This is a genomic window from Pantoea sp. 22096, from assembly GCF_052045955.1.
GTDB lineage: Bacteria > Pseudomonadota > Gammaproteobacteria > Enterobacterales > Enterobacteriaceae > Pantoea > Pantoea alfalfae.
Genome location: NZ_JBQEPW010000001.1, coordinates 1,302,710 through 1,326,419 on the forward strand (window position 1 = coordinate 1,302,710; position 23,710 = coordinate 1,326,419).

The window sequence follows — 23,710 nt, forward strand, 5'->3', positions numbered from 1 at the left end:
GTGGATACAGAGTAGCCAGCCGAAGCTAGCGCGAAGATTTCACCAGTAAAATAATAAACAGTGGCGCGCCCAGTGTCGCCGTCACGACGCCTATCGGCAACTCCGCTGACGTCAGTGCCAGACGCGCCACGATATCGGCTGCCAGAAGCACCGCCGCGCCCGCCAATGCCGATGCCGGCAGCAGATAGCGGTGATCGCTGATGCCGCTCAGGCGCAGCAGATGCGGGATGACCAGCCCGACAAAGCCGATAGCGCCGGCCATCGCGACGCTGATGCCGACCAGCCAGCCCATGGCCAGCACCAGCAGGTTACGCCAGTAGAAGAGTGACAGCCCGAGCTGACGGGCGGAGGTCTCGCCCAGAGCCAGCAGATTGAGAATCGGCCCGGTCGCCCCCAGCGCCAGCATCACCGGCAGCAGTGCCAGCATCATCCAGCCATAGCGCCAGTCAATGCCGCTGAATCCCCCCATCATCCAGTACATCAGCTGACGCAGATCGAGGCTGGTGCTGAAGTAAACCGCCCAGGTCATGATGGCACTGCAGATAATCCCCAGCGCCACGCCGGTCAGCAACAGCCGGGTGACCGAGAGCTGACGATGAGCAAAATGCAGCAGGATTAGCGTAATAATCAGCGCGCCGGCCATCGCCGCCAGCCCAAGGCTCCACAGCGAGCCGCTGCCCAGCAGCATGCCGAGCACCAGGCCGATACCGGCACCATTCGAAACGCCGAGCAGGCCCGGCTCCGCCAGGGGATTGGTAAACAGCGCCTGCATCACCACGCCGCATACCGCCAGTGACGCGCCCACCAGGACGACAGCCAGACTGCGGGGCAGCCGCAATTGCCACACAAAGAGCTGTCCGCTATCGCTGAACCACGCAGAGGGCGCGACCCAGCTGTCTCCAGCACAGAGGCTGAGACAAAGCAGTGCAGCGAGCATAAGGGCGAGCGCAATCAGCCACTTCTGGCCGCGTTGACCGGCCTGGCGTGCGAACGTGTCGAGCAGAGACATAAGCGGGATTAGCTGAGAAAACAGTGATTTGATTGTAGAGAGATTGGTGAAAAAAGAAAGGCTGAAAGGGGCTCTGCGCCAGGCTGGTGTGGGCATTGACGGGCGCGGGAAGCGGGATCCTGGCTTACTGAAACCCTGAAAGCTGCTTACCGGAACCATGAAAAAAGGCCGCTTGCGCGGCCTTTTTGAAACGCTGAAATTCAGTCAGTCTCTTTGGGTGTAGCGTTCTCTACGCGGCTTTTCAGCTTCTGTCCTGGGCGGAACGTTACTACGCGACGCGCAGTAATCGGAATATCTTCACCCGTTTTCGGGTTTCTGCCAGGACGCTGGTTCTTGTCACGCAGGTCAAAATTACCAAACCCAGACAGTTTTACCTGTTCTCCATTTTCCAAAGCGCGACGTACCTCTTCGAAAAACAGCTCTACTAACTCTTTGGCATCGCGTTTGCTCAGCCCGAGTTTCTCAAACAGGTACTCTGACATCTCAGCTTTTGTAAGCGCCATAGGTTCAATCCCTCAAGGTTGCCTGGAATCGCTCTTTTAATGCCGCAACGCATTTGCCAACGGTCGCGGCAATCTCCTCTTCTTCGAGTGTCCGGCTGGTATCCTGCAAAATCAGGCTGATTGCGAGGCTCTTGAAGCCCTCAGAAACGCCCTTACCGCGGTACACGTCAAACAAGTTTACGCCAACTACCTGATTTACGCCAACTTTCTTACACTCCGCAATGATATCTGCTGCAGGGACGTTTTCAGCCACTACAACGGCAATATCACGGCGGTTCGCCGGGAAGCGAGAAATCTCGCGCGCGTCAGGCAGGACGCGGTCTGCGACCTTATTCCAAAGCAGTTCAAAGACTAAGGTGCGGCCATTGAGATCAAGCTTACGTTCCAGCTCAGGATGAACAACGCCGATAAATCCGATATGTTCATCACGTAAATAAATCGCCGCGCTCTGTCCTGGATGCAACCCCGGATTCGCCTCAGCCCGGAAGCTGATCTCATCCAGTTTGCCGGTTAAATCGAGCAGCGACTCTAAATCGCCTTTCAAATCATAGAAGTCAACTGTCTGACGCGCCAGATCCCAGTGCTCTTCAACGCGGTTGCCGCTGATGACGCCAGCCAGCATAAGATCCTGACGAATGCCCAAATCCGCCTGCGTATCTGGCACAAAGCGTAAGCCGCTCTCAAACAGACGTACACGGCTCTGCTGACGGTTCTGGTTGTAAACCACCGCACTGAGCAGACCGGTCCAGAGTGACAGACGCATTGTCGACATATCGCTGGAGATCGGGCTTGGCAGTAGCAGCGCCTCTTCACCTGGATGCAGCAGCTGCTGGATTTTCGGATCAACGAAACTATAAGTAATTGCTTCCTGATAACCTTTATCTACCAGCAGGTTTTTGGCGCGTTTCAGCGACAGATCCGCTTCACGGTGATGGGTCATCACCAGACCCGCCTGTACCGGCACATCAGGAATATTGTTGTAGCCATAAATACGGGCCACTTCTTCGACCAGATCTTCTTCAATGGCCATATCGAAGCGCCAGCTCGGTGCGACGGCCTGCCACTGCCCTTCACCTACAGTCACGTCACAGCCGAGACGCGTCAGAATGTCGGTAACCTGCTCATCTGCAATCACGTGACCAATCAGACGATCCAGCTTTTCGCGACGCAGCGTGATCGTGGCGGGTACAGGCAGCGCTGACTGATGAGTCTGATCGATAATCGGGCCCGCTTCACCGCCGCAGACAGACAGCAGCAGCTGAGTGGCACGCTCCAGCGCAACGTGTTGCAGTGCCGGGTCAACGCCACGCTCGTAGCGATGTGATGCGTCGGTATGCAGACCGTGACGACGAGCGCGACCAGTGATAGAGAGCGGATCGAAATAAGCACACTCAAACAGGATGTTCTGCGTTTCGCCGTTCACACCCGAATGTTCACCACCAAAGATACCGGCCATCGCCAGCGCTTTATGATGATCGGCGATCACTAAAGTATCACTCTGCAGGGCGGCTTCCGTACCATCCAGCAGCGTCAGCTTTTCGCCCTCTTTCGCCATACGCACCACGATACCGCCATCAACACGGTCAAGGTCGAAGGCGTGCATCGGCTGACCCAGCTCCAGCAGAACGTAGTTGGTGATATCGACGACCGGATCGATAGAGCGAATGCCGCAGCGACGCAGCTTCTCTTTCATCCACAGTGGCGTAGCAGCCTTAACGTTAATCCCTTTCACGACGCGGCCCAGATAGCGCGGGCAGGCTTCTGCCGCGTCAACCTGAATCGGGAACGTGTCGTTAAGCGTCGCCGCGACCGGCTGCATCTCCGGTACGTTCAGCGGCAGGCCGTTGAGCACGGCAACATCACGGGCGATACCGATCAGACCCAGACAGTCGGCGCGGTTAGGCGTAACGCTGATTTCGATAGTGTTGTCGTCCAGCTGCAGATAAGCGCGGATATCGGTGCCAACCGGCGCATCCGAAGGCAGTTCGATGATGCCGTTGTGATCGTCGGAAATACCCAGCTCAGAGAACGAGCAGAGCATTCCTTCAGAGGGCTCGCCACGCAGTTTGGCCGCTTTGATTTTGAAATCACCTGGCAGCACAGCGCCTACGGTCGCGACGGCGACTTTCAGTCCCTGACGGCAGTTCGGCGCGCCACAGACGATATCCAGCAGGCGATCGCCGCCCACGTTGATTTTGGTGACACGCAGCTTGTCGGCATTAGGGTGCTGGCCGCACTCGACTACTTCACCGACCACAACGCCGTGGAACGCACCGGCAACCGGCTCAACCCCGTCCACTTCCAGACCGGCCATAGTAATTTGTTCAGACAGCGCAGCGCTGTCCAGGGCTGGATTTACCCATTCGCGTAACCAGAGTTCACTGAATTTCATTGGATATCCTGCCCTTACTTAAATTGTTTGAGGAAACGTAAATCATTTTCGAAGAAAGCACGCAGGTCAGTCACGCCATAGCGCAACATGGTCAGACGCTCCATGCCCATACCAAAGGCGAAACCAGAGTAAACTTCCGGATCGATGCCGACATTGCGCAGCACGTTAGGGTGCACCATGCCGCAACCCAGCACTTCCAGCCACTTGCCGTTTTTACCCATAACATCCACTTCTGCCGATGGCTCAGTGAACGGGAAGTAAGAAGGACGGAAACGAATCTGTAAATCTTCTTCGAAGAAGTTGTTCAGGAAATCGTGCAGCGTGCCTTTCAGGTTGGTAAAGCTGATGTTTTTATCAACGATCAGCCCTTCCATCTGATGGAACATCGGCGTGTGAGTCTGGTCGTAATCGTTACGGTAGACGCGGCCTGGCGCAATAATGCGGATAGGCGGCTGCTGAGCCTGCATGGTGCGGATCTGCACGCCAGAGGTCTGAGTACGCAGCAGACGCGTGGCGTCGAACCAGAAGGTGTCGTGATCGGCACGTGCCGGGTGGTGCGCAGGAATATTCAGCGCATCGAAGTTATGATAATCATCTTCAATTTCCGGCCCTGTTACCACGCCAAAGCCTAACTCGCCAAAGAAAGTCTCAATGCGATCCATGGTGCGGGTGACCGGATGCAGACCGCCATTCTCAATACGGCGACCCGGCAGCGAGACATCAATGGTCTCTTCCGCAAGACGGGCATTCAGCACGGCGGATTCCAGGGCATCTTTGCGTGCATTCAGGCGCTCAGTGACCTGCTGCTTCGCTTCGTTGATTACCGCACCTGCTGCAGGACGCTCTTCTGCTGGCAGCTCGCGTAACGTCGTCATCTGCAGTGTCAGATGTCCTTTCTTACCCAGGTATTCGACGCGCACCGCGTCAAGGGCGGCGATATCCGTCGCCCCGTCGATGGCCGCCGTGGCGCTGGCCACCAGTTCTGCGAGTTGGGACATAATTTCCTCTTTTTCCAGTCAGGCTGGTCAGTTCTCGTTGGGACCTGCCGGTCCAATATGCTAGCGCCAGAAACAAAAAAGCCTCCACGAGGGAGGCTTTTAGCGCGGTTTTTCGTTTCTTCTCTTATGCGCAAAAGCCCCCGAATGTCAGGCGCTAAAGTAAAAAAAGAAACGGAAAATAGCAGCATTCATGCTTGCGGTTACCTTGTCATGCGATACAGGGGGTCTATTGAAAAGCTCTGCGACGAAAATGTCAATCTTTTGCGTAGGTTACAGGCAATAAAAAAGGGAGCAAGCTCCCTTTTTCATCTGACTTACGCCAGGGCTGATTTCGCTTTTTCGACCAGTGCAGAGAATGCCACTTTGTCGAATACTGCGATGTCGGCCAGGATCTTACGGTCGATCTCAATGGCTGCTTTTTTCAGACCATTGATGAAACGGCTGTAAGACATGCCGTTCTGACGTGCCGCTGCGTTGATACGCGCGATCCACAGCTGACGGAACTGACGCTTACGCTGACGACGGTCACGGTAAGCATACTGACCAGCTTTGATAACAGCCTGGAAAGCAACACGGTAAACACGTGAACGTGCACCGTAATAACCTTTAGCTTGTTTTAAGATTTTTTTGTGACGTGCGCGAGCAACTACACCACGTTTTACACGAGCCATTTAGCTCTCCTGTTTAATATTCTGAATTAATGAAAAAAATTTACTTATGCGTACGGCAGGCAGGCAATAACCAGACCCAGATCGCCTTTTGACACCATGCCTTTAGGGCGCAGGTGACGTTTACGCTTAGTAGATTTTTTAGTCAGAATATGACGCAGGTTTGCGTGTTTACGCTTGAAGCCGCCAGAAGCGGTCTTCTTGAAGCGCTTAGCCGCGCCACGTACAGTTTTAATCTTTGGCATTTTAAAAATATCCACTTCGCATTGTTAATAACATGACCCAGACAGGCGAACAGATAACCGCACGGCGCGAACGCTGCGCGGCTATTGCTACTTGAAAGCCTACTGTTTCTTCTTAGGAGCGAGCACCATGATCATCTGGCGGCCTTCGATCTTCGAAGGGAAGGATTCGACAATGGCCAAATCCAGATCTTCACACAGGTCTTTACGGACGCGGTTAAGCACTTCCATACCGATCTGCTGGTGCGCCATCTCACGACCGCGGAAGCGGAGCGTGATTTTGGCTTTATCGCCATCTTCCAGAAAGCGAATCAGGTTGCGTAGTTTGACCTGATAGTCGCCATCATCGGTTCCAGGACGGAATTTGATTTCCTTAACCTGAATAACTTTTTGCTTCTTCTTCTGTTCCTTAGAAGATTTGCTTTTTTCATAGAGGAACTTGCCGTAATCCATAATACGGCAGACCGGCGGTTCGGCATTCGGGCTGATTTCGACTAAGTCGCCGCCCGCTTCCTCGGCTTTTTCCAGAGCTTCGCGTAATGTGACAATGCCAATCGGCTCGCCATCCATGCCCGTTAAGCGCACTTCAGTTGCGCGGATTTCACTGTTAATTTTGTTCGGACGCGTCGGTAGTACTCGTTTTCCGCCTTTAATACTTTATTCCTCCAATTGGTGAAGATTTCGGCTGCGAACCTCTTGTTGCAACTTCTCAACAAACAGATCGACATCCATCGTTCCCAGGTCTTTACCACGGCGGGTGCGAACGGCAACTTTGCCTGATTCCACCTCTTTATCACCGCAGACCAACATATAAGGGACGCGACGTAGTGTGTGCTCGCGGATTTTAAAGCCTATCTTCTCATTTCTCAAGTCTGCCTTCACACGAATGCCAGCATTCTGCAGCTTACGCGTCAAAGACTCAACATATTCCGCTTGTCCGTCGGTAATATTCATTACCACAACTTGCAGCGGTGCCAGCCAGGTTGGGAAGAAACCGGCGAACTCTTCGGTAAGAATACCGATGAAGCGCTCCATCGATCCCAGAATCGCACGGTGAATCATCACTGGCGTCTGACGGTCGTTGTTTTCACCTACGTAGGTTGCTTCAAGGCGTTTTGGCAGGGAGAAGTCTAGCTGAACTGTTCCGCACTGCCAGGCGCGATCAAGACAATCGTACAAAGTGAACTCAATTTTAGGGCCGTAGAACGCGCCTTCGCCAGGCTGGAACTCAAACTCAATGTTGTTTTCGTTCAGCGCGGCGGCCAGGTCTTCCTCGGCACGATCCCACATCTCATCTGTACCGATGCGCTTCTCAGGACGGGTGGATAACTTCACCACAATCTTTTCAAAGCCGAAGGTGCTGTACATGTCATAGACCATGCGGATACAGCTGTTCACTTCGTCACGCACCTGCTCTTCTGTACAGAAGACGTGTGCATCATCCTGGGTAAAGCCGCGAACACGCATCAGACCGTGCAACGCACCTGATGGCTCATTACGGTGACAGCTACCAAACTCTGCCATACGCAGCGGCAGGTCACGGTAGGATTTCAGACCCTGATTAAAGATCTGAACGTGTCCAGGACAGTTCATCGGTTTGATGCAGTATTCACGGTTCTCAGATGAGGTGGTGAACATGGCTTCTTTATAGTTTTCCCAGTGCCCGGTTTTTTCCCACAGGACACGGTCCATCATGAACGGACCTTTAACTTCCTGGTACTGGTACTCTTTTAATTTGCTGCGGACAAACACTTCCAGCTCGCGGAAGATGGTCCAGCCGTCATTATGCCAGAAGACCATACCGGGGGCTTCTTCCTGCATGTGATAGAGATCCAGCTGCTTACCAATCTTACGATGGTCACGCTTCGCCGCCTCTTCCAGACGCTGCAGATAGGCTGCCAGCTGCTTTTTGTCGGCCCATGCGGTGCCATAAATACGCTGCAGCATTTTATTGCTGCTGTCGCCGCGCCAGTAGGCACCGGAGATCTTCTGCAGTTTAAAATGATGGCAGAACCGCATGTTCGGCACGTGCGGACCGCGGCACATGTCGACATATTCTTCGTGATGATACAGGCCAGGCTTATCGTCATGGCTGATGTTTTCATCAAGAATGGTGGTCTTGTAGATTTCGCCGCGCGCCGCAAAGACGTCGCGTGCTTCCTGCCAGCTGACTTTTTTCTTCACCACATCGTAGTTGGTTTCAGCCAACTGATGCATGCGTTTTTCCAGCAGGTCGATATCTTCCTGGGTCAGGGTACGATCGATGTCGACATCATAATAGAAGCCGTTATCAATGACCGGGCCAATCGCCATTTTGGTATCCGGCCACAGCTGTTTAATGGCGTGCCCTAACAGGTGCGCACAGGAGTGACGGATAATTTCCAGACCCGCTTCATCTTTTGCGGTAATGATCGCGACAGCGGCATCGTCGGTGATGGGATCAACAGCATCAACCAGTTCACCGTTAACGCGGCCAGCGATACAGGCTTTCGCCAGACCTGGACCGATGTCCAGCGCAATATCCATGACACTGACAGGGCGGTCAAACACGCGCTGGCTGCCATCAGGAAGCGTAATTACAGGCATTTCATGTCCTTATTTGCAGTGGTAAGCCACACGAAAGCTTACATGCAACGTAATGTAAAATGAGTGACCTGGCGTGATATCAGACCCACATTGTCGGAATGTCGCCAGGATTGCAGTGCGTAGCGGATGATAGCAGTTTTCGCCGACGAGAAAAACCATCCCCTTTTCGCTAAGCCATGGAGCGAACAAAAAAAAGCGGCCTGACCCACAGTGTCAGACCGCCAGGCATGCCGCAGTTTAAAATGCGCTTACATTGCGTAAGAGAGCATGATTGAGGTTTTGGTGTCGGTACGATCTGGCGCAGACTCAGCCGGATTGTTGTTCCAGGTGACGTTGTAAGCCAGCTTCAGCGCGAAGTGGCTATTGATAGCGACCTGTAGGCCGGTTTCGGAGTTCACTGTGGTGTCTTCACCAAAGCTGCTCAGCACGGATACGCCCTGAATAAATTTGGTGGTGTCGGTCAACTGCCACTGATAGCTCACTGCGCCATAGCCCAGCGCCTTGGTCTGATGACCGCCAGCGTGGTAATCGTCATAACGCACACCCGGACCCAATTCCGCACGCAGCGAGTGCACCGGACCATTCAGAATCTGACGACCGTAACCGGCAGTCAGCACGTCACGTGAATCATAACCATTGAAACGATCGCTTAACCAGCTCGCCTGCCCAAACAGGTAGTCATAGGAGTTGAGGTTATAGCGTGAACGACCACCGATGTTGTACGTCTCTGAAGAGCGTTCATCATTTGACGAGGTGTTCGCTGCGTTACCCCACAAGCTGTAGGCCATAGATGACTGATACCAGGTCATATTGGTCTGAGCCGTCATTGATGAACTGGTGGTGTTACCGGTTTGCGCCAGGTATCCCGCAGCAGCAGAGCCTTCAAATGGCTTCTTAGCCGTGGAAGGGTCATCCATTGAGGTGAATACGGCGTTATCGGCCAGTGCCTGGTGACAAAACGCTCCGGCGGAGAGCAAAAGAACAGCAGACAGCTTGTTATAGGCTTTCATTAAATGTGATCCGTGCGACTGTTTAAAAAACGGAGAGTCTGAAGCGTTTTGCCCGGCATTCAATGCAATTTACGGTAAGTTTTGTAAAAAATTATTAACTTACACAAAATGCCTGGAATCACCCTGACAACCCATGTTAATTGGGACTCATCTTATTAACGTCGCGCATTATAGTGCTGCCCAGATGAAAAGCCAGACGTAACGGCAGAAAGATTTTTACGTCAATGGCAGGGCTCCTGACACTGATTTACGTTATGCGTCACGACAGACATTTAGCATCTCTTTCATAATTCGCCTGAATTTTCACCATAGTCTACGCTCAGTTCAGTTTCTCTTTCCCGGAGGTGCCTCATGAGCAATACGGCCTTAACCCGTTATATCGTGACCTTTCATTATCAGGAGTCGGGATTAAGTGACATCCTGGAGCTGACCAGCGCGATGACCGCCGCCGGTTTCACCACCACGCTGGCTGATGAAAACGGCCATCCCCATGAACTGGGCACGAACAGTTATGGCATCGTCAGTACGCTGGACGCTGAGGATCTGCGACAGCAGGTTGCGGCTGCCGGTGAAAACGCACTGGGTCAGAAACCGGATGTGACTGTCATGACCTTTGAAGAGTATCTGCGGGACACTGCCAGTCATCGCCCCGCCACCTCCGCGCCAGAATAAAAGGTGCAATCACGCTGGTTTTGGTGAATATTCAGGCATCAGCATCGGACTTACGCAGCGAACAACGAGGATAGCCCTATGTGGTCAGCCATCAGTCGTCTGTTAAGCGAGCAGTTAGGCAACGCCGAAATCACTCAACGTCACGCCCTTGCGGGTGGTGATATCCATCCCACCTGGCATATTCGCTACGGTGACCACGATGTCTTCGTCAAAAGTAACAGCCGCGAGATGCTGTCGCTTTTTACCTGGGAAGCCGACCAGCTTGCCTTGCTGGCGCGCACCGGCACGGTTCGAGTGCCAAAAGTGTATGGTGTGGGTCATCATCGCGAGGAGAGCTTTCTCTTGCTGGAGTACATCAGGCCACAGCCGCTTGATGAGCAGCGTGCATATCAGCTGGGTCAGCAGCTGGCGCACCTGCACCAGTGGAGCGAACAGACGCAGTTCGGCCTCGATTTCGACAACAACATCACCACCACGCCCCAGCCTAATAGCTGGCTGCGACGCTGGTCGGTCTTTTTTGCCGAACAGCGCATTGGCTGGCAGCTGCAGCTGGCGGCCGAAAAGGGGATTCAGTACGGGGATACCGAGCTGATCATCGCCTCCGTGCAGCGGGTGCTTGCGTCACATCATCCGCAGCCATCGCTGCTGCATGGCGATCTCTGGCCCGCTAACTGCGCCAGCAGTGACAGTGGCCCCTGGCTGTTCGATCCGGCCTGTTACTGGGGTGACCGTGAGTGCGATTTAGCCATGCTGAGCTGGTATCCTGACCTGCCCCGCCAGATTTACGATGGCTATCAGGCGGTGTGGCCGCTACCGGATGGTTTTTCGCAGCGTCTGCCGGTCTACCAGCTCTACTATCTGCTGAATCGGGCTAACGTGTTTGGCGGACACTGGCCTGGCGATGCGCAGTTCGCCATTGGCCAGTTGCTGGATGAAGATGCGCTCGGCACCCGTCAGGCCAGACCGGCCTGACGGCGTTCACGGTCAGATAAAGCCCAGCAGCGACAGCGCAAAATATCCGGCTATCGCAATCACCACTGGCAGGACGTAAAGCGGGAAAATCTGCAGGAAGATGGTGTGGCGAGGAACGCGCACCTTCTCTTCCAGTTGCTGACGGCTGCGTCCTTCACTGCCCTTTGCCTGCTCCAGAATCATCTGATCTTCAATGCCCTCTTTGACGTGACGTGCCTGCCGTCCCATCCGCGCGCCTGATGACTCCAGCGCCAGTCCGACAAAAATCAGAATGTAGATCAGCCAGAAACCCAGGTTCATCTGACCATTAAATTCCGGTACCGGCGAGTTATGCCAGAAAACGTTCAGGAACGGCGTGTTGAAGCGCAGCATATCGACAATGACATGCACGAAATCAAGCATAACGGCGTCAATACCTGGCTGCTTCTCGCTGTGCTTAAACATAAAGCTCAATACTGAGATAATGGTCGACAGGAGTGCCACTAAAAAGAGCACCCAGCCCACCACGCGCTTAAGGATGGCGATACGGCCAGCCTGTTGATAGGTCATAATATCTCCTGAACCTGGAATCCAATTTGCCGTCAGTCTACCTGCCAACGGAGAAATTTCCCAAATAAAGCGTGGTCAATAGGATGAAGCAGGCGTCAGCAGAGAATGATGTTATGGTTAAACCGACTTTATTTATAAGGAGACCGCTGATGGCCTGGCACCGCCCTGTCCTTGCTGCCCTGTTTGATATGGATGGCTTACTGATCGATTCTGAACCGCTATGGGATCAGGCTGAGCTGGATATCTTTTCAACGCTGGACGTTGACCTGTCACGCCGCAGTGAAATGCCCGATACCCTTGGCCTGCGTATCGATCAGACTGTGCGGATGTGGTACGAAACGCTGCCGTGGCATGGCCCCTCTCAGCAGGAGGTCACTGAGCGGATTATTACGCGCGCCATGACGCTGGTGGATCAGACGCGGCCACTGCTGCCGGGCGTGGAAACGGCACTGCAACTGTGCCGGGAACATGGGCTGAAAATCGGCCTGGCCTCCGCATCGCCGCTAAAGATGCTGGAACAGGTGCTGGAAATCTTCAATCTGCGCCCTTATTTTGATGTGCTGTCTTCAGCAGAAGCGCTGCCCTACAGCAAGCCCCATCCGCAGGTCTATCTCAACGCCGCCGCCAGCCTTGCGATCGATCCGCTCAACTGCGTCACGCTGGAAGATTCGTTTAATGGCATGATCGCGACCAAAGCGGCCCGCATGCGGTCGATTGTGGTACCCGCCGCTGAACACCGTGACGATCCGCGCTGGGCGCTGGCGGATGTCCGGCTGGACAATCTGACACAGCTTAGCCTGCAGCATCTGCAGGGATAATAAACAGCCCGCGCATAGCGGGCTTTTTTTTGCCCACTGCGCCTGCCAGTTGATCTACCCCGCAAAAAAAATAAAACAACGTTTCATTTTTATTGAATTCCCCTCCCGCTCTGCCTAAGATGCCCGAAGCGTCCCCATTCGGGGCATGAATAACCTGACCTGCAGAGAGGCCTGAGATGGACATTCGCCAAAGCATTCACAGCGATCACGCTAAACAACTCGACACTGACGCGCTGCGCCGCGAGTTTCTGATTGAAACGATTTTTTCCGCTGACAATTACACCCTGACCTACAGCCACATCGACCGCATCATCATTGGCGGCGTGATGCCGGTTAATAAGCCAGTCATTATCGGTGATGAGATGGGAAAACAGCTGGGCGTCAGTTACTTTCTTGAACGCCGCGAGCTTGGCATGATCAACATTGGCGGCCCGGGTCTGGTCGAGATTGACGGTAAAGCCTGGGAGCTCGGTCACGAAGAGGCGCTTTACATCGGCAAAGGTGCGCGCAACCTGCAGTTCCGCAGCCTGAACCCTGCACAGCCGGCCAAATTCTATTACAACAGTGCGCCAGCACACAGCACCTTCCCGGACAAGAAAATCACGCTGCAGGACGCAGCAACCGCGACGCTGGGTGATGCCGCGACCTCTAATCGCCGCACCATTAACAAATTTATCGTGCCGGATGTGTTGCCCACCTGCCAGCTCACCATGGGCTTAACCAGACTGGATGAAGGCAGCCTGTGGAACACCATGCCCTGCCACACCCACGAACGCCGCATGGAAGTCTATTTCTACTTCGATATGAGCGAAGAGTGCGCCGTCTTCCACATGATGGGGCAACCGCAGCAAACCCGCCATCTGCTGGTACACAACGAGCAGGCGGTGATCTCACCCAGCTGGTCAATTCACGCCGGTGTCGGCACCCAGCGTTACACCTTTATCTGGGGCATGGTGGGTGAGAATCAGGTCTTTGATGACATGGACCACGTCAAAATCAGTGAACTGCGCTGAGCAGAGGAGAAATACCATGGTACTGAGTACGTTTAACCTGGAAGGTAAAGTCGCGCTGGTGACCGGCTGTAATACCGGTTTAGGGCAAGGTATGGCGCTGGGCCTGGCCCAGGCGGGTTGTGATATCGTCGGCGTTAATCGTGATGGCCCGGATGATACCCACAGTAAAGTGGAGGCGCTGGGTCGCCGGTTCTGGCCGGTGCAGGCCGATCTGATGCAGACCAGCGTGGTGGCCTCAGTGGTTGAACAGGCGCTGGCCGCTGCCGGTAAAATTGACATTCTGGTCAACAATGCCGGCATTATCCGCCGTGAGGACGCACTGAATTTCAGCGAGCAGGACTGGGATGACGTGATGAATCTTAACAGCAAGAGCCTGTTTTTCCTGTCGCAGCAGGTTGCCCGTCAGTTTATCGCGCAGGGTAATGGCGGCAAGATCATCAATATCGCCTCCATGCTCTCCTTCCAGGGCGGTATCCGGGTGCCCTCTTATACGGCGTCGAAAAGTGCCGTGATGGGTCTGACCCGTCTGATGGCGAACGAGTGGGCAAAACATGGCATTAACGTCAATGCCATCGCTCCCGGTTACATGGCCACCAACAATACGGAACAGCTTCGCAATGATGAGTCGCGTAGTGAAGAGATTCTGGGGCGTATTCCGGCAGGCCGCTGGGGCGTGCCTGATGACATGATGGGGCCGGTAGTTTTCCTGGCCTCTTCCGCATCTGACTACGTGAATGGCTATACTCTGGCGGTAGATGGCGGCTGGCTGGCACGTTAATCTTTCTGGCAGAACGGGCGGGCAGTGTTTCATCGCTGTCCGCCTTGCTAAAAATATTCATGCTTCGTTACAGCGTCACATGTTCTCATTTACTGGATAAATCCCTATACTGGATGCATCGACAGCTTTCTTTGCAACCAGGTTCTATCATGACGGGCGAAGGCCACATTATTTTTGCCATTGCCAGCGCTATCTTTGCGAAGCGTGCTGAGCTGACACCCGTACTGGCGCAGGCCGACTGGTGGCATCTTGTTCCCTCAGCCCTACTGACATGTCTGTTGCCCGATATCGATCACCCCAAATCTTTGCTGGGACAGCGACTACGCTGGCTTTCTCATCCTATTGCGCGCGCGTTCGGTCATCGGGGCTTTACCCATAGCCTGCTGGCGGTGGCCGCCGGTTTATGGCTTTTTCAGATAAACCTGCCCCAGTCGTCGCCAATACCGGCAGACGTACTGCAGGGTCTGACGCTGGGCTACCTCAGTCATATTGTGGCCGATATGCTGACACCCGCCGGTGTTCCGCTGCTATGGCCCTGCCGCTGGCGCTTCCGCCTGCCGATTCTGCGCAGTCAGAAAGGAAACCAGCTTGAGCGGGCATTGTGTCTGGGACTGGTCGGCTATGCGCTGTGGTTCCCGGTCGGCATGCCATATTTTGGTGCAAACGGCTGGCCGGCTCAGCTGTTTGATACGCTACAAAATGGCGTCAGTCGATTAATTTCCAGTCATACTGCGCAATAAATCCGCACAAAACACCATTAAGTTATAAACCATGCCATTTGGATATAAGGCACCCTCTGCACCTGCTGTTACCATTCCTGCTGTCTTAATTCGTGATTAACATTATGCGGCTTTCCCGGGTGGGAAAGCCGCATTACTCTGGAGTTTCAGCATGGACCTTCCTCTTACGCTTAATATCGTGGCCTTTGTGGTGCTGCTGGTATTACTCTCCCGCTTCAGCCGTCAGAACTGGAGCCTGTCGAAAAAAGTGCTGACCGGTCTGGTGATCGGCGTGCTGTTCGGCCTGGTTTTGCAGTTGATCTACGGCGAAAACAGCGCAGTGGTAAAAGAGTCTATCAGCTGGTTTAACATCATCGGTAATGGCTATGTCCAGTTGCTGCAGATGGTGGTGATGCCGCTGGTGTTCGTTTCAATTCTGAGCGCGGTTGCCCGTCTGCATAACGCCTCGTCACTGGGGAAAATCAGCGTACTGACCATTGGTGTGCTGCTGTTTACCACCGCGATTTCGGCGCTGGTTGGCGTGTTCGTGACCGGCCTGTTTGGTCTGAGCGCGGAAGGTCTGGTACAGGGTGTGCAGGAAACCGCGCGTCTGAGTGCGATCCAGAGCAACTATGTCGGCAAGGTCTCTGACCTGAGCGTGCCACAGCTGGTGCTCTCCTTTATCCCGAAAAACCCGTTTGCCGATCTGACCGGCGCCAGTCCAACCTCCATTATCAGCGTCGTCATCTTTGCCGCCTTCCTGGGTGTCGCTGCCCTGCAGTTGCTGAAAGATGATGAAGTGAAAGGTCAGCGCGTGCTGGTCGCAATTGATACGCTGCAGTCGTGGGTTATGAAGCTGGTTCGTCTGGTAATGAAGCTGACCCCCTACGGTGTGCTGGCGCTGATGACCAAAGTGGTTGCCGGTTCTAACCTGCAGGACATCATCAAGCTGGGCAGCTTTGTGGTCGCCTCTTACCTGGGTCTGGCCATCATGTTTGGTGTTCACGCCCTGCTGCTGTCGGTGAATGGCATCAACCCGCTGCGCTTCTTCCGTAAAGTGTGGCCGGTGATCACCTTCGCCTTCACCAGCCGCTCCAGCGCAGCGAGCATTCCACTGAGCGTAGAGACGCAGACCCGTCGTCTGGGCGTACCTGATTCGATTGCCAGCTTCGCGGCCTCCTTTGGTGCCACAATTGGACAGAATGGCTGTGCCGGCCTCTATCCAACCATGCTGGCCGTGATGGTTGCGCCAACGGTTGGAATCAACCCGTTTGATCCGCTGTGGATTGCCACCCTGGTTGGGATAGTGACGCTGAGCTCCGCAGGCGTGGCCGGTGTCGGCGGTGGTGCCACCTTTGCCGCCCTGATTGTTCTGCCTGCAATGGGCCTGCCTGTCACCCTGGTGGCGCTGCTGATCTCCATTGAGCCGCTGATTGATATGGGTCGTACGGCACTGAACGTTAACGGTTCCATGACCGCCGGTTCCCTGACCAGCCGCTGGTTAGGTCTGACCGATAAGCGCGTACTGGAAAGTGACGACAACGCCGAGCTGGCGCATCGTTAATCTGCTGTAAACCTGGCGCGCCCGCGCCAGGTTATTTCCGCCCTGCCTCTCCATAATCCTCCCCATTGATGGCGACGCCGTTAAGAAAGCGTTAAGCATGGTAAACAGGCGAAAAATCGCCGCTTTAATGCTTGTCTTTGCCCGGCAAAAAGCGAATTCTGCATCCAGTCTTATGAGGAGGACATCCGATGAAAAAAATTATTGCCTCGCTTCTGACGCTGGCGCTGTTGACGCCCGCGCTGGCTTTCGCCCACCCTGGCGACTGGGGCCCGGGTGGATGGGGTCGACATGGCGGACCCGGCCCCCACTGGGGCGGTCCTGGCCCGGTGCGTTTTTTACCTGAAGCCGCTACCGCGGTGCTGATTGGCGGACTGACCTACTACCTGCTGAACGGCAGTTATTATCAGCGTCACGGGGATGAATATGTGGTGGTCGAACCGCCAGCCGGGTCGCGGGTCAGCAATGAAATGCGGGTACTCGACTTTAATGGTAAACGTTTTTATGTGCAGGATGGCCACTACTACCAGCGGCAGATAGACGGTGATTATGTTGAGGTGCCACGTCCGGCAGGATTGTAATCCGCGCCACAACGAAAAACGGCCCGTCATGACGACGGGCCGTTTGCTATTCAGGAGTGCTACGTGTTACTGCTGAACCTGCGGATCGGTGTCATATTCCGCACAGCTCTGGAAGCCGTAGTTCATCACACGGCCAGTATCGTTGTAGCTCACGAAGTAAGTCTGTGCTTTACCGTCGCGCTGGCCCAGTACGTAAGTCTGGCAGGTGCCGCGCGCGTGAACCATGGTGATTTCAGTAGACGGCGTACCGGCGATCTGACGAACCTGATCACGGGTCATACCTTTTTTAACATCCTTAACAACTGGCTTAGTCACGTAGCTTTCAGCACGATCGTAAGTCGTACAACCAGACAGTGCAGCCAGCGTCAGCGCCGCAGCGATACATCCCATCACTTTATTCATCTTGTTGTTCCTCATTTATTGTCCATGTGGAAACAAGCCTGGAACATAAATGCTGATTTATCAAGTTTATGAGTAACAATTCGTGGCATGGTAAACGTCAGGATATCGTAAAGAAGGCTGTTTTGCTGTCAACGCAGACGTATACTTCCCCGCAAAACAGACACGCCGTAACGACCCGTTTTCAGACTCATCGGCCATCATCTGTGAGGGCGTTGATCGGTGTGATAGCTGCGTAACGGGTCTCTGTAATTTACTGGCTTACCTGCTTTCTGTTCACCCCATCGCTGACGAATCCGAGGATAAATGACCCCTGTACACGCCAACCGCCTGGTTTACGCCATTACGCTCGGCCTGCTGGCCGCACTGGGCCCGCTCTGCATCGATCTCTATCTGCCTGCCCTGCCACAAATGGCGCAGGATCTGCACACTGAAACCGCAACCGCGCAGCTGAGTCTTACCGCCGGTCTGTTGGGTCTGGGCGTTGGACAGCTGCTGTTTGGTCCAATGAGCGATAAGTTCGGCCGCCTGCGTCCGCTGACCCTGTCACTGGGGCTGCTGTTTATCGCCTCAATGGGCTGTGCACTGGCGCAGGATATTAACCAGCTGCTGCTGGCACGACTGTTCGAGGGACTGGCCGGTGCAGGTGGTGCGGTATTGTCACGGGCGATTGCGCGAGATATGTACAGCGGTCATGAGCTGACGCGTTTCTTCGCGCTGCTGATGCTGGTCAACGGCCTGGCACCGATTGGCGCACCGGTACTGGGCGGTGTGCTGATGACGATAGTCAACTGGCGCGGCATCTTTATGGTGTTGGGCGGCATAGCCATTCTCCTGATTCTGCTGGCACGCTGGAAGCTGCATGAAACGCTGCCAGAAGAACGGCGCAGTAAAGGATCGATTTTCTCCGCCTACGCAGCGCTGGGTCAGGTGATAACCCATCGCCCCTTTATGGGCTTCTGCCTGACCCAGGGATTTATGATGTCCGGCATGTTCGCCTACATCGGTGCCTCACCGTTTGTCCTGCAACAGCTTTATGGCCTGTCGCCTCAGGCCTTCAGCTTCTGTTTTGCGGCCAACGGATTTGGTCTGATCATTGCCTCGCAAACCAGCGCCCGCCTCTGTCCACTTTGGGGCGAGTATCGGGTGTTGAAAGGCGGGCTGACGCTGGCCTTTGTCGCCTCCAGTCTGCTGCTGCTGGCCGCGCTGTTACATGCCCCGTTAGCGCTACTGCTGGTGGCACTGTTCTTTACCATCGCCAGTAATGGCGTGATCGCCACCACCGCCTCATCACTGGCGATGCAGAGTCAGGGCCACCGCGCGGGCAGCGCCTCCGCAGTGATTGGCGTCACCATGTTCACCCTGGGCGCGGTTACCGTGCCGATCACCGGCATCGGCGGTACCTCGGTACTGAGCATGTGCGCCACCATTTTTGGCTGCTTTATGATGGCAATTCTGATGTTCAGCCTGCTGGCCAAAAAACCGCTGCCGCGGGTAAAAACTCACTGATTTCGCAATGTTAAGCCTTAATCAGTTGCCGCTTAAGCTTGTTGTTTTGGCGAAGGCACGTTAGCTTTATTAAAACGTTCGCATTAAGCCGACAGGCCACTGACCTGAGGAGAAGTTCATGTCACTGCAGCAGGAAATTATTGAAGCACTGGGTGTGAAACCCGCTATCGACGCCGACCAGGAAGTGCGCGTCAGCGTCGATTTTCTTAAAGCCTACCTGAAACGTCACAGCGGACTGAAAACGCTGGTGCTGGGAATAAGCGGCGGCCAGGATTCAACCCTGGCAGGCAAGCTGGCGCAAACGGCGATTACGGAACTGCGTCAGGAGAGTGGCGATAATGACTACACCTTTATTGCCGTGCGTCTGCCCTATGGTGTGCAGGCGGATGAGCAGGATTGTCAGGACGCGCTGGCGTTTATCGGGCCTGACCGTTCACTGGTGGTCAATATCAAAGAGTCGGTGCTGGCCAGTGAGCGCGCGCTGAAAGAAGCCGGTATTACGCTTTCCGACTTCGTGCGCGGTAATGAAAAAGCGCGCGAGCGAATGAAAGCGCAATACAGCATCGCAGGCATGACCAAAGGGGTAGTGGTCGGCACAGACCACGCGGCAGAAGCGGTCACCGGATTCTTCACCAAGTATGGCGATGGCGGCACTGATATCAACCCACTGTTCCGCCTGAACAAGCGCCAGGGCAAACAGCTGCTGAAGCATCTTGGCTGCCCGGAGCATCTCTACCTGAAGAAACCGACTGCCGATCTGGAAGACGATCGTCCTGGCCTGCAGGATGAAGTGGCGCTGGGTGTCACCTACGAGATGATCGATGATTATCTGGAAGGGAAAACCATCAATCCTGATAACGCCCGCATCATCGAAGGCTGGTATCTGAAGACCGAGCACAAACGTCGCCCGCCGATCACGGTATTTGACGACTTCTGGAAGTAATTCCACGCCTCCTTTGCCCCGACAAGGGAGGCTTCTCTCACTCACCTTGTTGATCGCTGCATGCCTGTCACCGTTTCGCGCGCCACTTTCATCGGACTTATTGCCATTCTGCTATGGAGCACCACCGTTGGCTTGCTGCGCAGCGTCAGTGAAGCCTTTGGTGCCACTGGCGGCGCGGCGCTGATCTATACCACCACAGCGCTCCTGCTCTGCCTGACCCGCGGCCTGCCAAAGCCCGGCGCAATGCCTGCGATCTATTTATGGCTGGGCGGGACCCTCTTCGTGGGCTATGAAATCTCTCTGGCGCTGGCGATCGGGCTGGCCAGCGATCGCAGTCAGTCGCTGGAGCTGGGAATGATTAACTATCTCTGGCCCTGCCTCACCATCGTGCTGGCTATTCCATTTAGTCAGCAACGTTTCCGCGTCTGGCTCTGGCCCGGACTGCTGCTGTCGCTGCTGGGGATCGTCTGGGTAATGAAAAGCAGCGGCAGCGGGTCGCCTGCGCTGTTATGGCAGAACATGCTGCGTAATCCTGTCGCCTATGCACTCGCCTTTATCGCTGCCCTGACCTGGGCGATCTACAACAACGTTACCCGCCGCTGCGCCCGGGGTTCGAACGGCGTCACGCTGTTTTTTATCCTGACCGCGATGGCGCTGTGGATTAAATATGTCTTTAGCGATCGTGCCGCGCCGATGACCTTTGCACTGGTTCCACTGCTGGAGGTGCTGTTTGTCGGACTCTCTACCGCTATCGCCTACTCCGCCTGGAACCACGGGATTCAGCAGGGCAACCTGACGCTGCTGGCCACTGCCTCGTATTTCACGCCCGTGCTGTCGGCCCTGCTGGGATCGCTATGGCTCGGCCTGACGCCACCGCTGGTCTTCTGGCAGGGGGTCGCGATGATTACCCTGGGTTCGCTGATCTACTGGCTGGCGACACGGCGTCTTTAACCAGACGGCTGGCGATCATTTCGCCTGCCTGTTATGCTGTATGGACAACCAGTAAGTGGAGTTCATTTTGGCCAGACGTGCTGCCATTCTTCGTCCCGAACCCGACGCGAATAAAATTTATCAATATCCTGAACACCTGCGTGAATGGCTGGAAGGTCTGCCGAATCACCCTGGTGTCTATACCTTTCACGGCGAGAGTGAGTCACTGCCGCTCTACATCGGTAAAAGTGTCAATCTGCGTTCGCGGGTAATGTCCCATTTTCGCACCCCTGATGAGGCGAAAATGCTGCGTCAGTCGCGGCGAGTAAGCTGGATCCCTACCGCAGGTGATCTCGGTGCACTGCTGCTGGAAGCGCAGATGATCAAAACCCAGCAACCGCTGTTTAATAAGCGGCTGCGCAAAAACCGGCAGCTCTGCTCGTTACAGATTACCGATGGCAAACCGAATGTGGTTTACGCAAAAGATCTCGATTTCAGCCAGTCTCCCAACCTGTTTGGCCTCTATCGCAGTCGCTTTGCTGCGCTTGAACGACTGAAGCAGCTTGCGGATGAGTATCAGCTCTGTCATGGCCTGCTGGGTCTGGAAGCGCTGAGTGCGGGTCGGGGCTGCTTCCGTTCGGCACTGCGCCGCTGCGCCGGTGCCTGCTGCGGTAAAGAGCCGGTCAGCGATCATCAGGATCGTCTGCTGGAAGCGCTGGAGAATGTCCGGGTCTTTTGCTGGCCCTGGCAGGGTGCCGTAGGTCTGGTGGAGGAAGGCAAAGAGATGACCCAGATTCACGTCATCGACCACTGGTTCTATCTTGGTTCGGTGAACAGCATGGATGAGGCCAGAAAACTGCAGCGGCCCAAAGGCGGTTTTGACCACGACGGCTACAAAATCCTCTGCCGCCCGATTCTGTCGGGTGCCTACCCGATTCTTCCGCTATAAAAAAACCGCCGATGCTGCCCACTTACTTCAGTGGACAGCGTCGGCGGTCTCAGACCGGTGGCTTAGCTAAGGTTATTCAGCCGGTTCTGCTGGCGGTGCCATTTTTCCATCATGCGGGCCTTTCTCAGTCAGACGCTTTTCAAAGTTCGCGTTGTACTGTTTTTTCTGTTCCGGCGTCAGCACGTTATAGAGCTTGTTCTGAGTTTCCAGCATCTTCAGCGCATGCTCTTTCGCATTTGCGGACATTTTTTCTGCCTGCGCTTCTGCTTTGCTCTGGTCGAAGCTGTCAGAGGCAATGATGCTGTGGGCTGCGCGACGCTCATCCAGCGACGGACGCTGCATATCTTTGTGGCTCTCTTTCATGATGTCACGCATCTGCGTTTTCTGCGCGTCGGTCAGGTTCAGACCTTTAAACATCATCTCCGGGCCATGACGCATTGGCGGTTTATGCAGTGCTTTTTCGCTGCCTGCTGGCGGTGGAGTCAGGTTATCTGCAGCAGCATGGACGGCGGTGGCTGCACCAAACGCCAGCGAAGAAGCCAGTAAAAGGGAAGTCAGTTTGCGCATAATCGTGTCCTTATAATTCATGATAATGACGACAGCACTCTGTCGCGTCTTCGGAAACAAGCATACGACGCTGAACGTCAACTACTCAGAGCCTGAGTAAAGCCGTGAAAGCATAAAAGATAAAAATCGGGCAATCATGAAGAGAATAAGAAGAAAGGCGTGAGGAATTGAAAACGTTTATGAATTTACAGCGAATTTCGCAGAAATCATGGAGGAGTGTAATGGTTACGACAGGAAAGCGGAAGGCTCTCTCGCGCTTTTCCTGCCGATTTTTTAGCGCCATGAACAGCGCTGGTAAGTTCAGCCATCAGACCGGCAGTGCCTGAGTCTGTTCGCCCTCTTCTATCAGCATCAGCCCGGCACGCAACCCGGCTGCTACGTTGGGGTTTGGGAACAGCACATATTCCCGTGCCTGCTGCACGTAATAGCGGGTGTTGCCATCTTCCGCCAGTAACGTCCCCTGTGGAAAGGCGGTAAAGTTCAGCGTTTCCGGCGACATATGGAGCGTGAAGTGCTCACTCAGCCGGGTGATCTGCTGCGCAACCCGATAGTGGCGCGGCTTAACGGTAGTGACGGGCATGGCTTCACCATAGAGTAAAGATGCCAGCGCCTGCTGTGCTGCACTGAACTGGCTGAGATCGTTCTCGCCAAACGGCAGCGCTTTGCCCAGCTCGAGGGTACAGCTGGCCGCACCGAAGTGTTCGCAGCTGAAGTGAGTAAAGGTGCCGCCCGGCGCGCGATGGAAAACCAGCGCTTCAAGCCCGGCAGCGGCCAGCCAGTCAAGAAACGCAGGCGGCCAGGAGCGCTCGTTGTGCGGCATCACGCCGAACTGAGGATGATAAGAGCCGCGAATCGCCGTGTGCATGTCGAGATGCCAGCGCGTCTCATCGCACTCGCCCAGCTGCCAGAACGTTTCCAGCGTCTGCTCCAGCCGCAGCACGCGGCGGGCCTCATCGCCATCGTCAATCTGCTGCCAGCGTCCGCCAAACAGCCGGTTGATGTCATAGCGCACATAGCGCTTACCCGCCCGCAGCGCTATGGGATTACCCAGAATCACCAGCATGCGCTGCTGCAGCGATTTTTCACCGCGCAGCAGGGGATTAATCAGCTGGTTCACGATTTCAACCGGGGCGGTTTCATTACCGTGGATCCCGGCGGAAAGAACCAGCGCCTGTTTAACCGGCACCGTTGGCTCCATTAACAGTATGCCGTGATACAACCACTGCCAGCGAAGATGCGCCGTTTCACCACTGCGCTTACGCGGCACCTCGCCGGAAAGCGTTTGCTGTAAAAAGTCCTGCATCATTCCTCCTTTGCGCCTGAGCAGATGGCAGACTCTTCT

At 54.9% G+C, this 23,710-nt stretch carries 26 protein-coding genes and 1 other annotated feature; of the genes, 12 read left to right on the top strand and 14 right to left on the bottom strand.

Annotated features, from left to right (window positions below; genetic code table 11):
* Window positions 1-25: 25 nt before the first annotated feature.
* From btuC to ACTJKZ_RS06080, 10 genes are all read right to left on the bottom strand, one after another.
* On the bottom strand, window positions 26-1,009 hold the full coding sequence (btuC, locus tag ACTJKZ_RS06035; RefSeq protein WP_222924112.1) for a vitamin B12 ABC transporter permease BtuC: 984 nt from the start codon (window positions 1,007-1,009) through the stop codon (window positions 26-28).
* A gap of 200 nt (window positions 1,010-1,209) precedes the next feature.
* The gene (gene ihfA / locus ACTJKZ_RS06040; protein WP_003853259.1) at window positions 1,210-1,512 is read right to left on the bottom strand and encodes an integration host factor subunit alpha; all 303 of its coding nucleotides are present in this window, start codon (window positions 1,510-1,512) and stop codon (window positions 1,210-1,212) included.
* 4 nt (window positions 1,513-1,516) lie between these two features.
* Window positions 1,517-3,904 (bottom strand): phenylalanine--tRNA ligase subunit beta, encoded by a 2,388-nt coding sequence (gene pheT, locus ACTJKZ_RS06045; RefSeq protein WP_161735828.1) that lies wholly within the window; start codon window positions 3,902-3,904, stop codon window positions 1,517-1,519.
* A gap of 14 nt (window positions 3,905-3,918) precedes the next feature.
* A complete protein-coding gene (pheS, locus tag ACTJKZ_RS06050) occupies window positions 3,919-4,902 on the bottom strand; it encodes a phenylalanine--tRNA ligase subunit alpha (RefSeq protein WP_161735830.1) in 984 nt (327 codons plus the stop codon).
* A 71-nt stretch (window positions 4,903-4,973) separates the two neighbouring features.
* Window positions 4,974-5,099 (bottom strand) — a sequence feature (Phe leader region).
* Window positions 5,050-5,094 (bottom strand): pheST operon leader peptide PheM, encoded by a 45-nt coding sequence (gene pheM / locus ACTJKZ_RS06055; protein ID WP_106120997.1) that lies wholly within the window; start codon window positions 5,092-5,094, stop codon window positions 5,050-5,052. Its footprint overlaps the feature before it by 45 nt.
* A 117-nt stretch (window positions 5,100-5,216) precedes the next feature.
* Window positions 5,217-5,573, bottom strand: a complete 357-nt coding sequence (gene rplT / locus ACTJKZ_RS06060) for a 50S ribosomal protein L20 (protein WP_003853267.1) — start codon at window positions 5,571-5,573, stop codon at window positions 5,217-5,219.
* A gap of 44 nt (window positions 5,574-5,617) precedes the next feature.
* Window positions 5,618-5,815 carry a 50S ribosomal protein L35 gene (rpmI, locus tag ACTJKZ_RS06065; protein WP_004157374.1) on the bottom strand — a complete coding sequence of 66 codons (198 nt, stop codon included), beginning with the start codon at window positions 5,813-5,815 and terminating at the stop codon, window positions 5,618-5,620.
* Window positions 5,816-5,914: 99 nt separating this feature from the next.
* Window positions 5,915-6,466 carry a translation initiation factor IF-3 gene (infC, locus tag ACTJKZ_RS06070; protein ID WP_033732471.1) on the bottom strand — a complete coding sequence of 184 codons (552 nt, stop codon included), beginning with the start codon at window positions 6,464-6,466 and terminating at the stop codon, window positions 5,915-5,917.
* Window positions 6,467-6,469: 3 nt separating this feature from the next.
* Window positions 6,470-8,398 carry a threonine--tRNA ligase gene (thrS, locus tag ACTJKZ_RS06075; RefSeq protein WP_161735832.1) on the bottom strand — a complete coding sequence of 643 codons (1,929 nt, stop codon included), beginning with the start codon at window positions 8,396-8,398 and terminating at the stop codon, window positions 6,470-6,472.
* 248 nt (window positions 8,399-8,646) lie between these two features.
* The gene (locus ACTJKZ_RS06080) at window positions 8,647-9,408 is read right to left on the bottom strand and encodes a DUF481 domain-containing protein (RefSeq protein WP_161735834.1); all 762 of its coding nucleotides are present in this window, start codon (window positions 9,406-9,408) and stop codon (window positions 8,647-8,649) included.
* A 351-nt stretch (window positions 9,409-9,759) separates the two neighbouring features.
* Here ACTJKZ_RS06080 and ghoS point away from each other — a divergent pair, with 351 nt between their 5' ends.
* Together ghoS and ACTJKZ_RS06090 are read left to right on the top strand one after the other, a co-directional pair.
* Complete coding sequence (gene ghoS / locus ACTJKZ_RS06085; RefSeq protein WP_222924113.1) at window positions 9,760-10,080, top strand: type V toxin-antitoxin system endoribonuclease antitoxin GhoS; 321 nt, start codon at window positions 9,760-9,762, stop codon at window positions 10,078-10,080.
* Window positions 10,081-10,158: 78 nt separating this feature from the next.
* Window positions 10,159-11,052 carry a fructosamine kinase family protein gene (locus ACTJKZ_RS06090; protein WP_222924114.1) on the top strand — a complete coding sequence of 298 codons (894 nt, stop codon included), beginning with the start codon at window positions 10,159-10,161 and terminating at the stop codon, window positions 11,050-11,052.
* Window positions 11,053-11,064: 12 nt separating this feature from the next.
* On the opposite strand, the gene ACTJKZ_RS06095 is transcribed toward ACTJKZ_RS06090, so the two are convergent.
* Window positions 11,065-11,601 carry a YniB family protein gene (locus tag ACTJKZ_RS06095; RefSeq protein ID WP_013357676.1) on the bottom strand — a complete coding sequence of 179 codons (537 nt, stop codon included), beginning with the start codon at window positions 11,599-11,601 and terminating at the stop codon, window positions 11,065-11,067.
* A 149-nt stretch (window positions 11,602-11,750) separates the two neighbouring features.
* Between ACTJKZ_RS06095 and hxpB the strand changes: the two genes are divergently transcribed.
* The 6 genes from hxpB to ACTJKZ_RS06125 all read left to right on the top strand — a co-directional run bounded on the left by hxpB (window position 11,751) and on the right by ACTJKZ_RS06125 (window position 17,071).
* A complete protein-coding gene (gene hxpB / locus ACTJKZ_RS06100) occupies window positions 11,751-12,419 on the top strand; it encodes a hexitol phosphatase HxpB (protein ID WP_161735839.1) in 669 nt (222 codons plus the stop codon).
* Between the two features lie 176 nt (window positions 12,420-12,595).
* The gene (gene kduI / locus ACTJKZ_RS06105; protein ID WP_440829362.1) at window positions 12,596-13,432 is read left to right on the top strand and encodes a 5-dehydro-4-deoxy-D-glucuronate isomerase; all 837 of its coding nucleotides are present in this window, start codon (window positions 12,596-12,598) and stop codon (window positions 13,430-13,432) included.
* Between the two features lie 16 nt (window positions 13,433-13,448).
* On the top strand, window positions 13,449-14,210 hold the full coding sequence (gene kduD, locus ACTJKZ_RS06110) for a 2-dehydro-3-deoxy-D-gluconate 5-dehydrogenase KduD (RefSeq protein WP_187484101.1): 762 nt from the start codon (window positions 13,449-13,451) through the stop codon (window positions 14,208-14,210).
* Window positions 14,211-14,359: 149 nt separating this feature from the next.
* Window positions 14,360-14,950 carry a metal-dependent hydrolase gene (locus ACTJKZ_RS06115; protein ID WP_161735843.1) on the top strand — a complete coding sequence of 197 codons (591 nt, stop codon included), beginning with the start codon at window positions 14,360-14,362 and terminating at the stop codon, window positions 14,948-14,950.
* A 151-nt stretch (window positions 14,951-15,101) separates the two neighbouring features.
* Entirely contained in the window at window positions 15,102-16,493 is a 1,392-nt protein-coding gene (locus ACTJKZ_RS06120) for an L-cystine transporter (RefSeq protein WP_161735845.1), read from the top strand.
* A gap of 188 nt (window positions 16,494-16,681) precedes the next feature.
* Window positions 16,682-17,071: a DUF6515 family protein gene (locus ACTJKZ_RS06125; RefSeq protein ID WP_222924116.1), complete on the top strand. Its 390-nt coding sequence runs from the start codon at window positions 16,682-16,684 to the stop codon at window positions 17,069-17,071.
* A gap of 66 nt (window positions 17,072-17,137) precedes the next feature.
* Here ACTJKZ_RS06125 and osmE read toward each other — a convergent pair whose 3' ends face one another.
* Window positions 17,138-17,473 (bottom strand): osmotically-inducible lipoprotein OsmE, encoded by a 336-nt coding sequence (gene osmE, locus ACTJKZ_RS06130; RefSeq protein WP_010245718.1) that lies wholly within the window; start codon window positions 17,471-17,473, stop codon window positions 17,138-17,140.
* Window positions 17,474-17,776: 303 nt separating this feature from the next.
* Here osmE and ACTJKZ_RS06135 point away from each other — a divergent pair, with 303 nt between their 5' ends.
* The 4 genes from ACTJKZ_RS06135 (at window position 17,777) to cho (ending at window position 21,801) form a co-directional block, all read left to right on the top strand.
* Window positions 17,777-18,979, top strand: coding sequence for a multidrug effflux MFS transporter (locus tag ACTJKZ_RS06135; RefSeq protein WP_222924117.1), 1,203 nt, complete (start codon window positions 17,777-17,779; stop codon window positions 18,977-18,979).
* Window positions 18,980-19,097: 118 nt separating this feature from the next.
* Entirely contained in the window at window positions 19,098-19,922 is an 825-nt protein-coding gene (gene nadE, locus ACTJKZ_RS06140; RefSeq protein WP_222924118.1) for an ammonia-dependent NAD(+) synthetase, read from the top strand.
* A gap of 60 nt (window positions 19,923-19,982) precedes the next feature.
* Window positions 19,983-20,873: an aromatic amino acid DMT transporter YddG gene (gene yddG, locus ACTJKZ_RS06145; protein WP_440829363.1), complete on the top strand. Its 891-nt coding sequence runs from the start codon at window positions 19,983-19,985 to the stop codon at window positions 20,871-20,873.
* A 67-nt stretch (window positions 20,874-20,940) separates the two neighbouring features.
* On the top strand, window positions 20,941-21,801 hold the full coding sequence (cho, locus tag ACTJKZ_RS06150; RefSeq protein ID WP_161735854.1) for an excinuclease Cho: 861 nt from the start codon (window positions 20,941-20,943) through the stop codon (window positions 21,799-21,801).
* 72 nt (window positions 21,802-21,873) lie between these two features.
* On the opposite strand, the gene spy is transcribed toward cho, so the two are convergent.
* Window positions 21,874-22,368, bottom strand: coding sequence for an ATP-independent periplasmic protein-refolding chaperone Spy (gene spy / locus ACTJKZ_RS06155; protein ID WP_161735856.1), 495 nt, complete (start codon window positions 22,366-22,368; stop codon window positions 21,874-21,876).
* A gap of 307 nt (window positions 22,369-22,675) precedes the next feature.
* On the bottom strand, window positions 22,676-23,671 hold the full coding sequence (gene astE / locus ACTJKZ_RS06160) for a succinylglutamate desuccinylase (RefSeq protein WP_440829515.1): 996 nt from the start codon (window positions 23,669-23,671) through the stop codon (window positions 22,676-22,678).
* Window positions 23,672-23,710 lie beyond the last annotated feature (39 nt).

What these genes read in the sequence shown, in the direction of transcription:
- btuC (WP_222924112.1), bottom strand. Translation starts at nt 1,009, where the DNA reads ATGTCTCTGCTCGACACGTTCGCACGCCAGGCCGGTCAACGCGGCCAG.
- ihfA (WP_003853259.1), bottom strand. Translation starts at nt 1,512, where the DNA reads ATGGCGCTTACAAAAGCTGAGATGTCAGAGTACCTGTTTGAGAAACTC.
- pheT (WP_161735828.1), bottom strand. Translation starts at nt 3,904, where the DNA reads ATGAAATTCAGTGAACTCTGGTTACGCGAATGGGTAAATCCAGCCCTG.
- pheS (WP_161735830.1), bottom strand. Translation starts at nt 4,902, where the DNA reads ATGTCCCAACTCGCAGAACTGGTGGCCAGCGCCACGGCGGCCATCGAC.
- rplT (WP_003853267.1), bottom strand. Translation starts at nt 5,573, where the DNA reads ATGGCTCGTGTAAAACGTGGTGTAGTTGCTCGCGCACGTCACAAAAAA.
- rpmI (WP_004157374.1), bottom strand. Translation starts at nt 5,815, where the DNA reads ATGCCAAAGATTAAAACTGTACGTGGCGCGGCTAAGCGCTTCAAGAAG.
- thrS (WP_161735832.1), bottom strand. Translation starts at nt 8,398, where the DNA reads ATGCCTGTAATTACGCTTCCTGATGGCAGCCAGCGCGTGTTTGACCGC.
- ACTJKZ_RS06080 (WP_161735834.1), bottom strand. Translation starts at nt 9,408, where the DNA reads ATGAAAGCCTATAACAAGCTGTCTGCTGTTCTTTTGCTCTCCGCCGGA.
- ghoS (WP_222924113.1), top strand. Translation starts at nt 9,760, where the DNA reads ATGAGCAATACGGCCTTAACCCGTTATATCGTGACCTTTCATTATCAG.
- ACTJKZ_RS06090 (WP_222924114.1), top strand. Translation starts at nt 10,159, where the DNA reads ATGTGGTCAGCCATCAGTCGTCTGTTAAGCGAGCAGTTAGGCAACGCC.
- ACTJKZ_RS06095 (WP_013357676.1), bottom strand. Translation starts at nt 11,601, where the DNA reads ATGACCTATCAACAGGCTGGCCGTATCGCCATCCTTAAGCGCGTGGTG.
- hxpB (WP_161735839.1), top strand. Translation starts at nt 11,751, where the DNA reads ATGGCCTGGCACCGCCCTGTCCTTGCTGCCCTGTTTGATATGGATGGC.
- kduI (WP_440829362.1), top strand. Translation starts at nt 12,596, where the DNA reads ATGGACATTCGCCAAAGCATTCACAGCGATCACGCTAAACAACTCGAC.
- kduD (WP_187484101.1), top strand. Translation starts at nt 13,449, where the DNA reads ATGGTACTGAGTACGTTTAACCTGGAAGGTAAAGTCGCGCTGGTGACC.
- ACTJKZ_RS06115 (WP_161735843.1), top strand. Translation starts at nt 14,360, where the DNA reads ATGACGGGCGAAGGCCACATTATTTTTGCCATTGCCAGCGCTATCTTT.
- ACTJKZ_RS06120 (WP_161735845.1), top strand. Translation starts at nt 15,102, where the DNA reads ATGGACCTTCCTCTTACGCTTAATATCGTGGCCTTTGTGGTGCTGCTG.
- ACTJKZ_RS06125 (WP_222924116.1), top strand. Translation starts at nt 16,682, where the DNA reads ATGAAAAAAATTATTGCCTCGCTTCTGACGCTGGCGCTGTTGACGCCC.
- osmE (WP_010245718.1), bottom strand. Translation starts at nt 17,473, where the DNA reads ATGAATAAAGTGATGGGATGTATCGCTGCGGCGCTGACGCTGGCTGCA.
- ACTJKZ_RS06135 (WP_222924117.1), top strand. Translation starts at nt 17,777, where the DNA reads ATGACCCCTGTACACGCCAACCGCCTGGTTTACGCCATTACGCTCGGC.
- nadE (WP_222924118.1), top strand. Translation starts at nt 19,098, where the DNA reads ATGTCACTGCAGCAGGAAATTATTGAAGCACTGGGTGTGAAACCCGCT.
- yddG (WP_440829363.1), top strand. Translation starts at nt 19,983, where the DNA reads ATGCCTGTCACCGTTTCGCGCGCCACTTTCATCGGACTTATTGCCATT.
- spy (WP_161735856.1), bottom strand. Translation starts at nt 22,368, where the DNA reads ATGCGCAAACTGACTTCCCTTTTACTGGCTTCTTCGCTGGCGTTTGGT.
- astE (WP_440829515.1), bottom strand. Translation starts at nt 23,671, where the DNA reads ATGCAGGACTTTTTACAGCAAACGCTTTCCGGCGAGGTGCCGCGTAAG.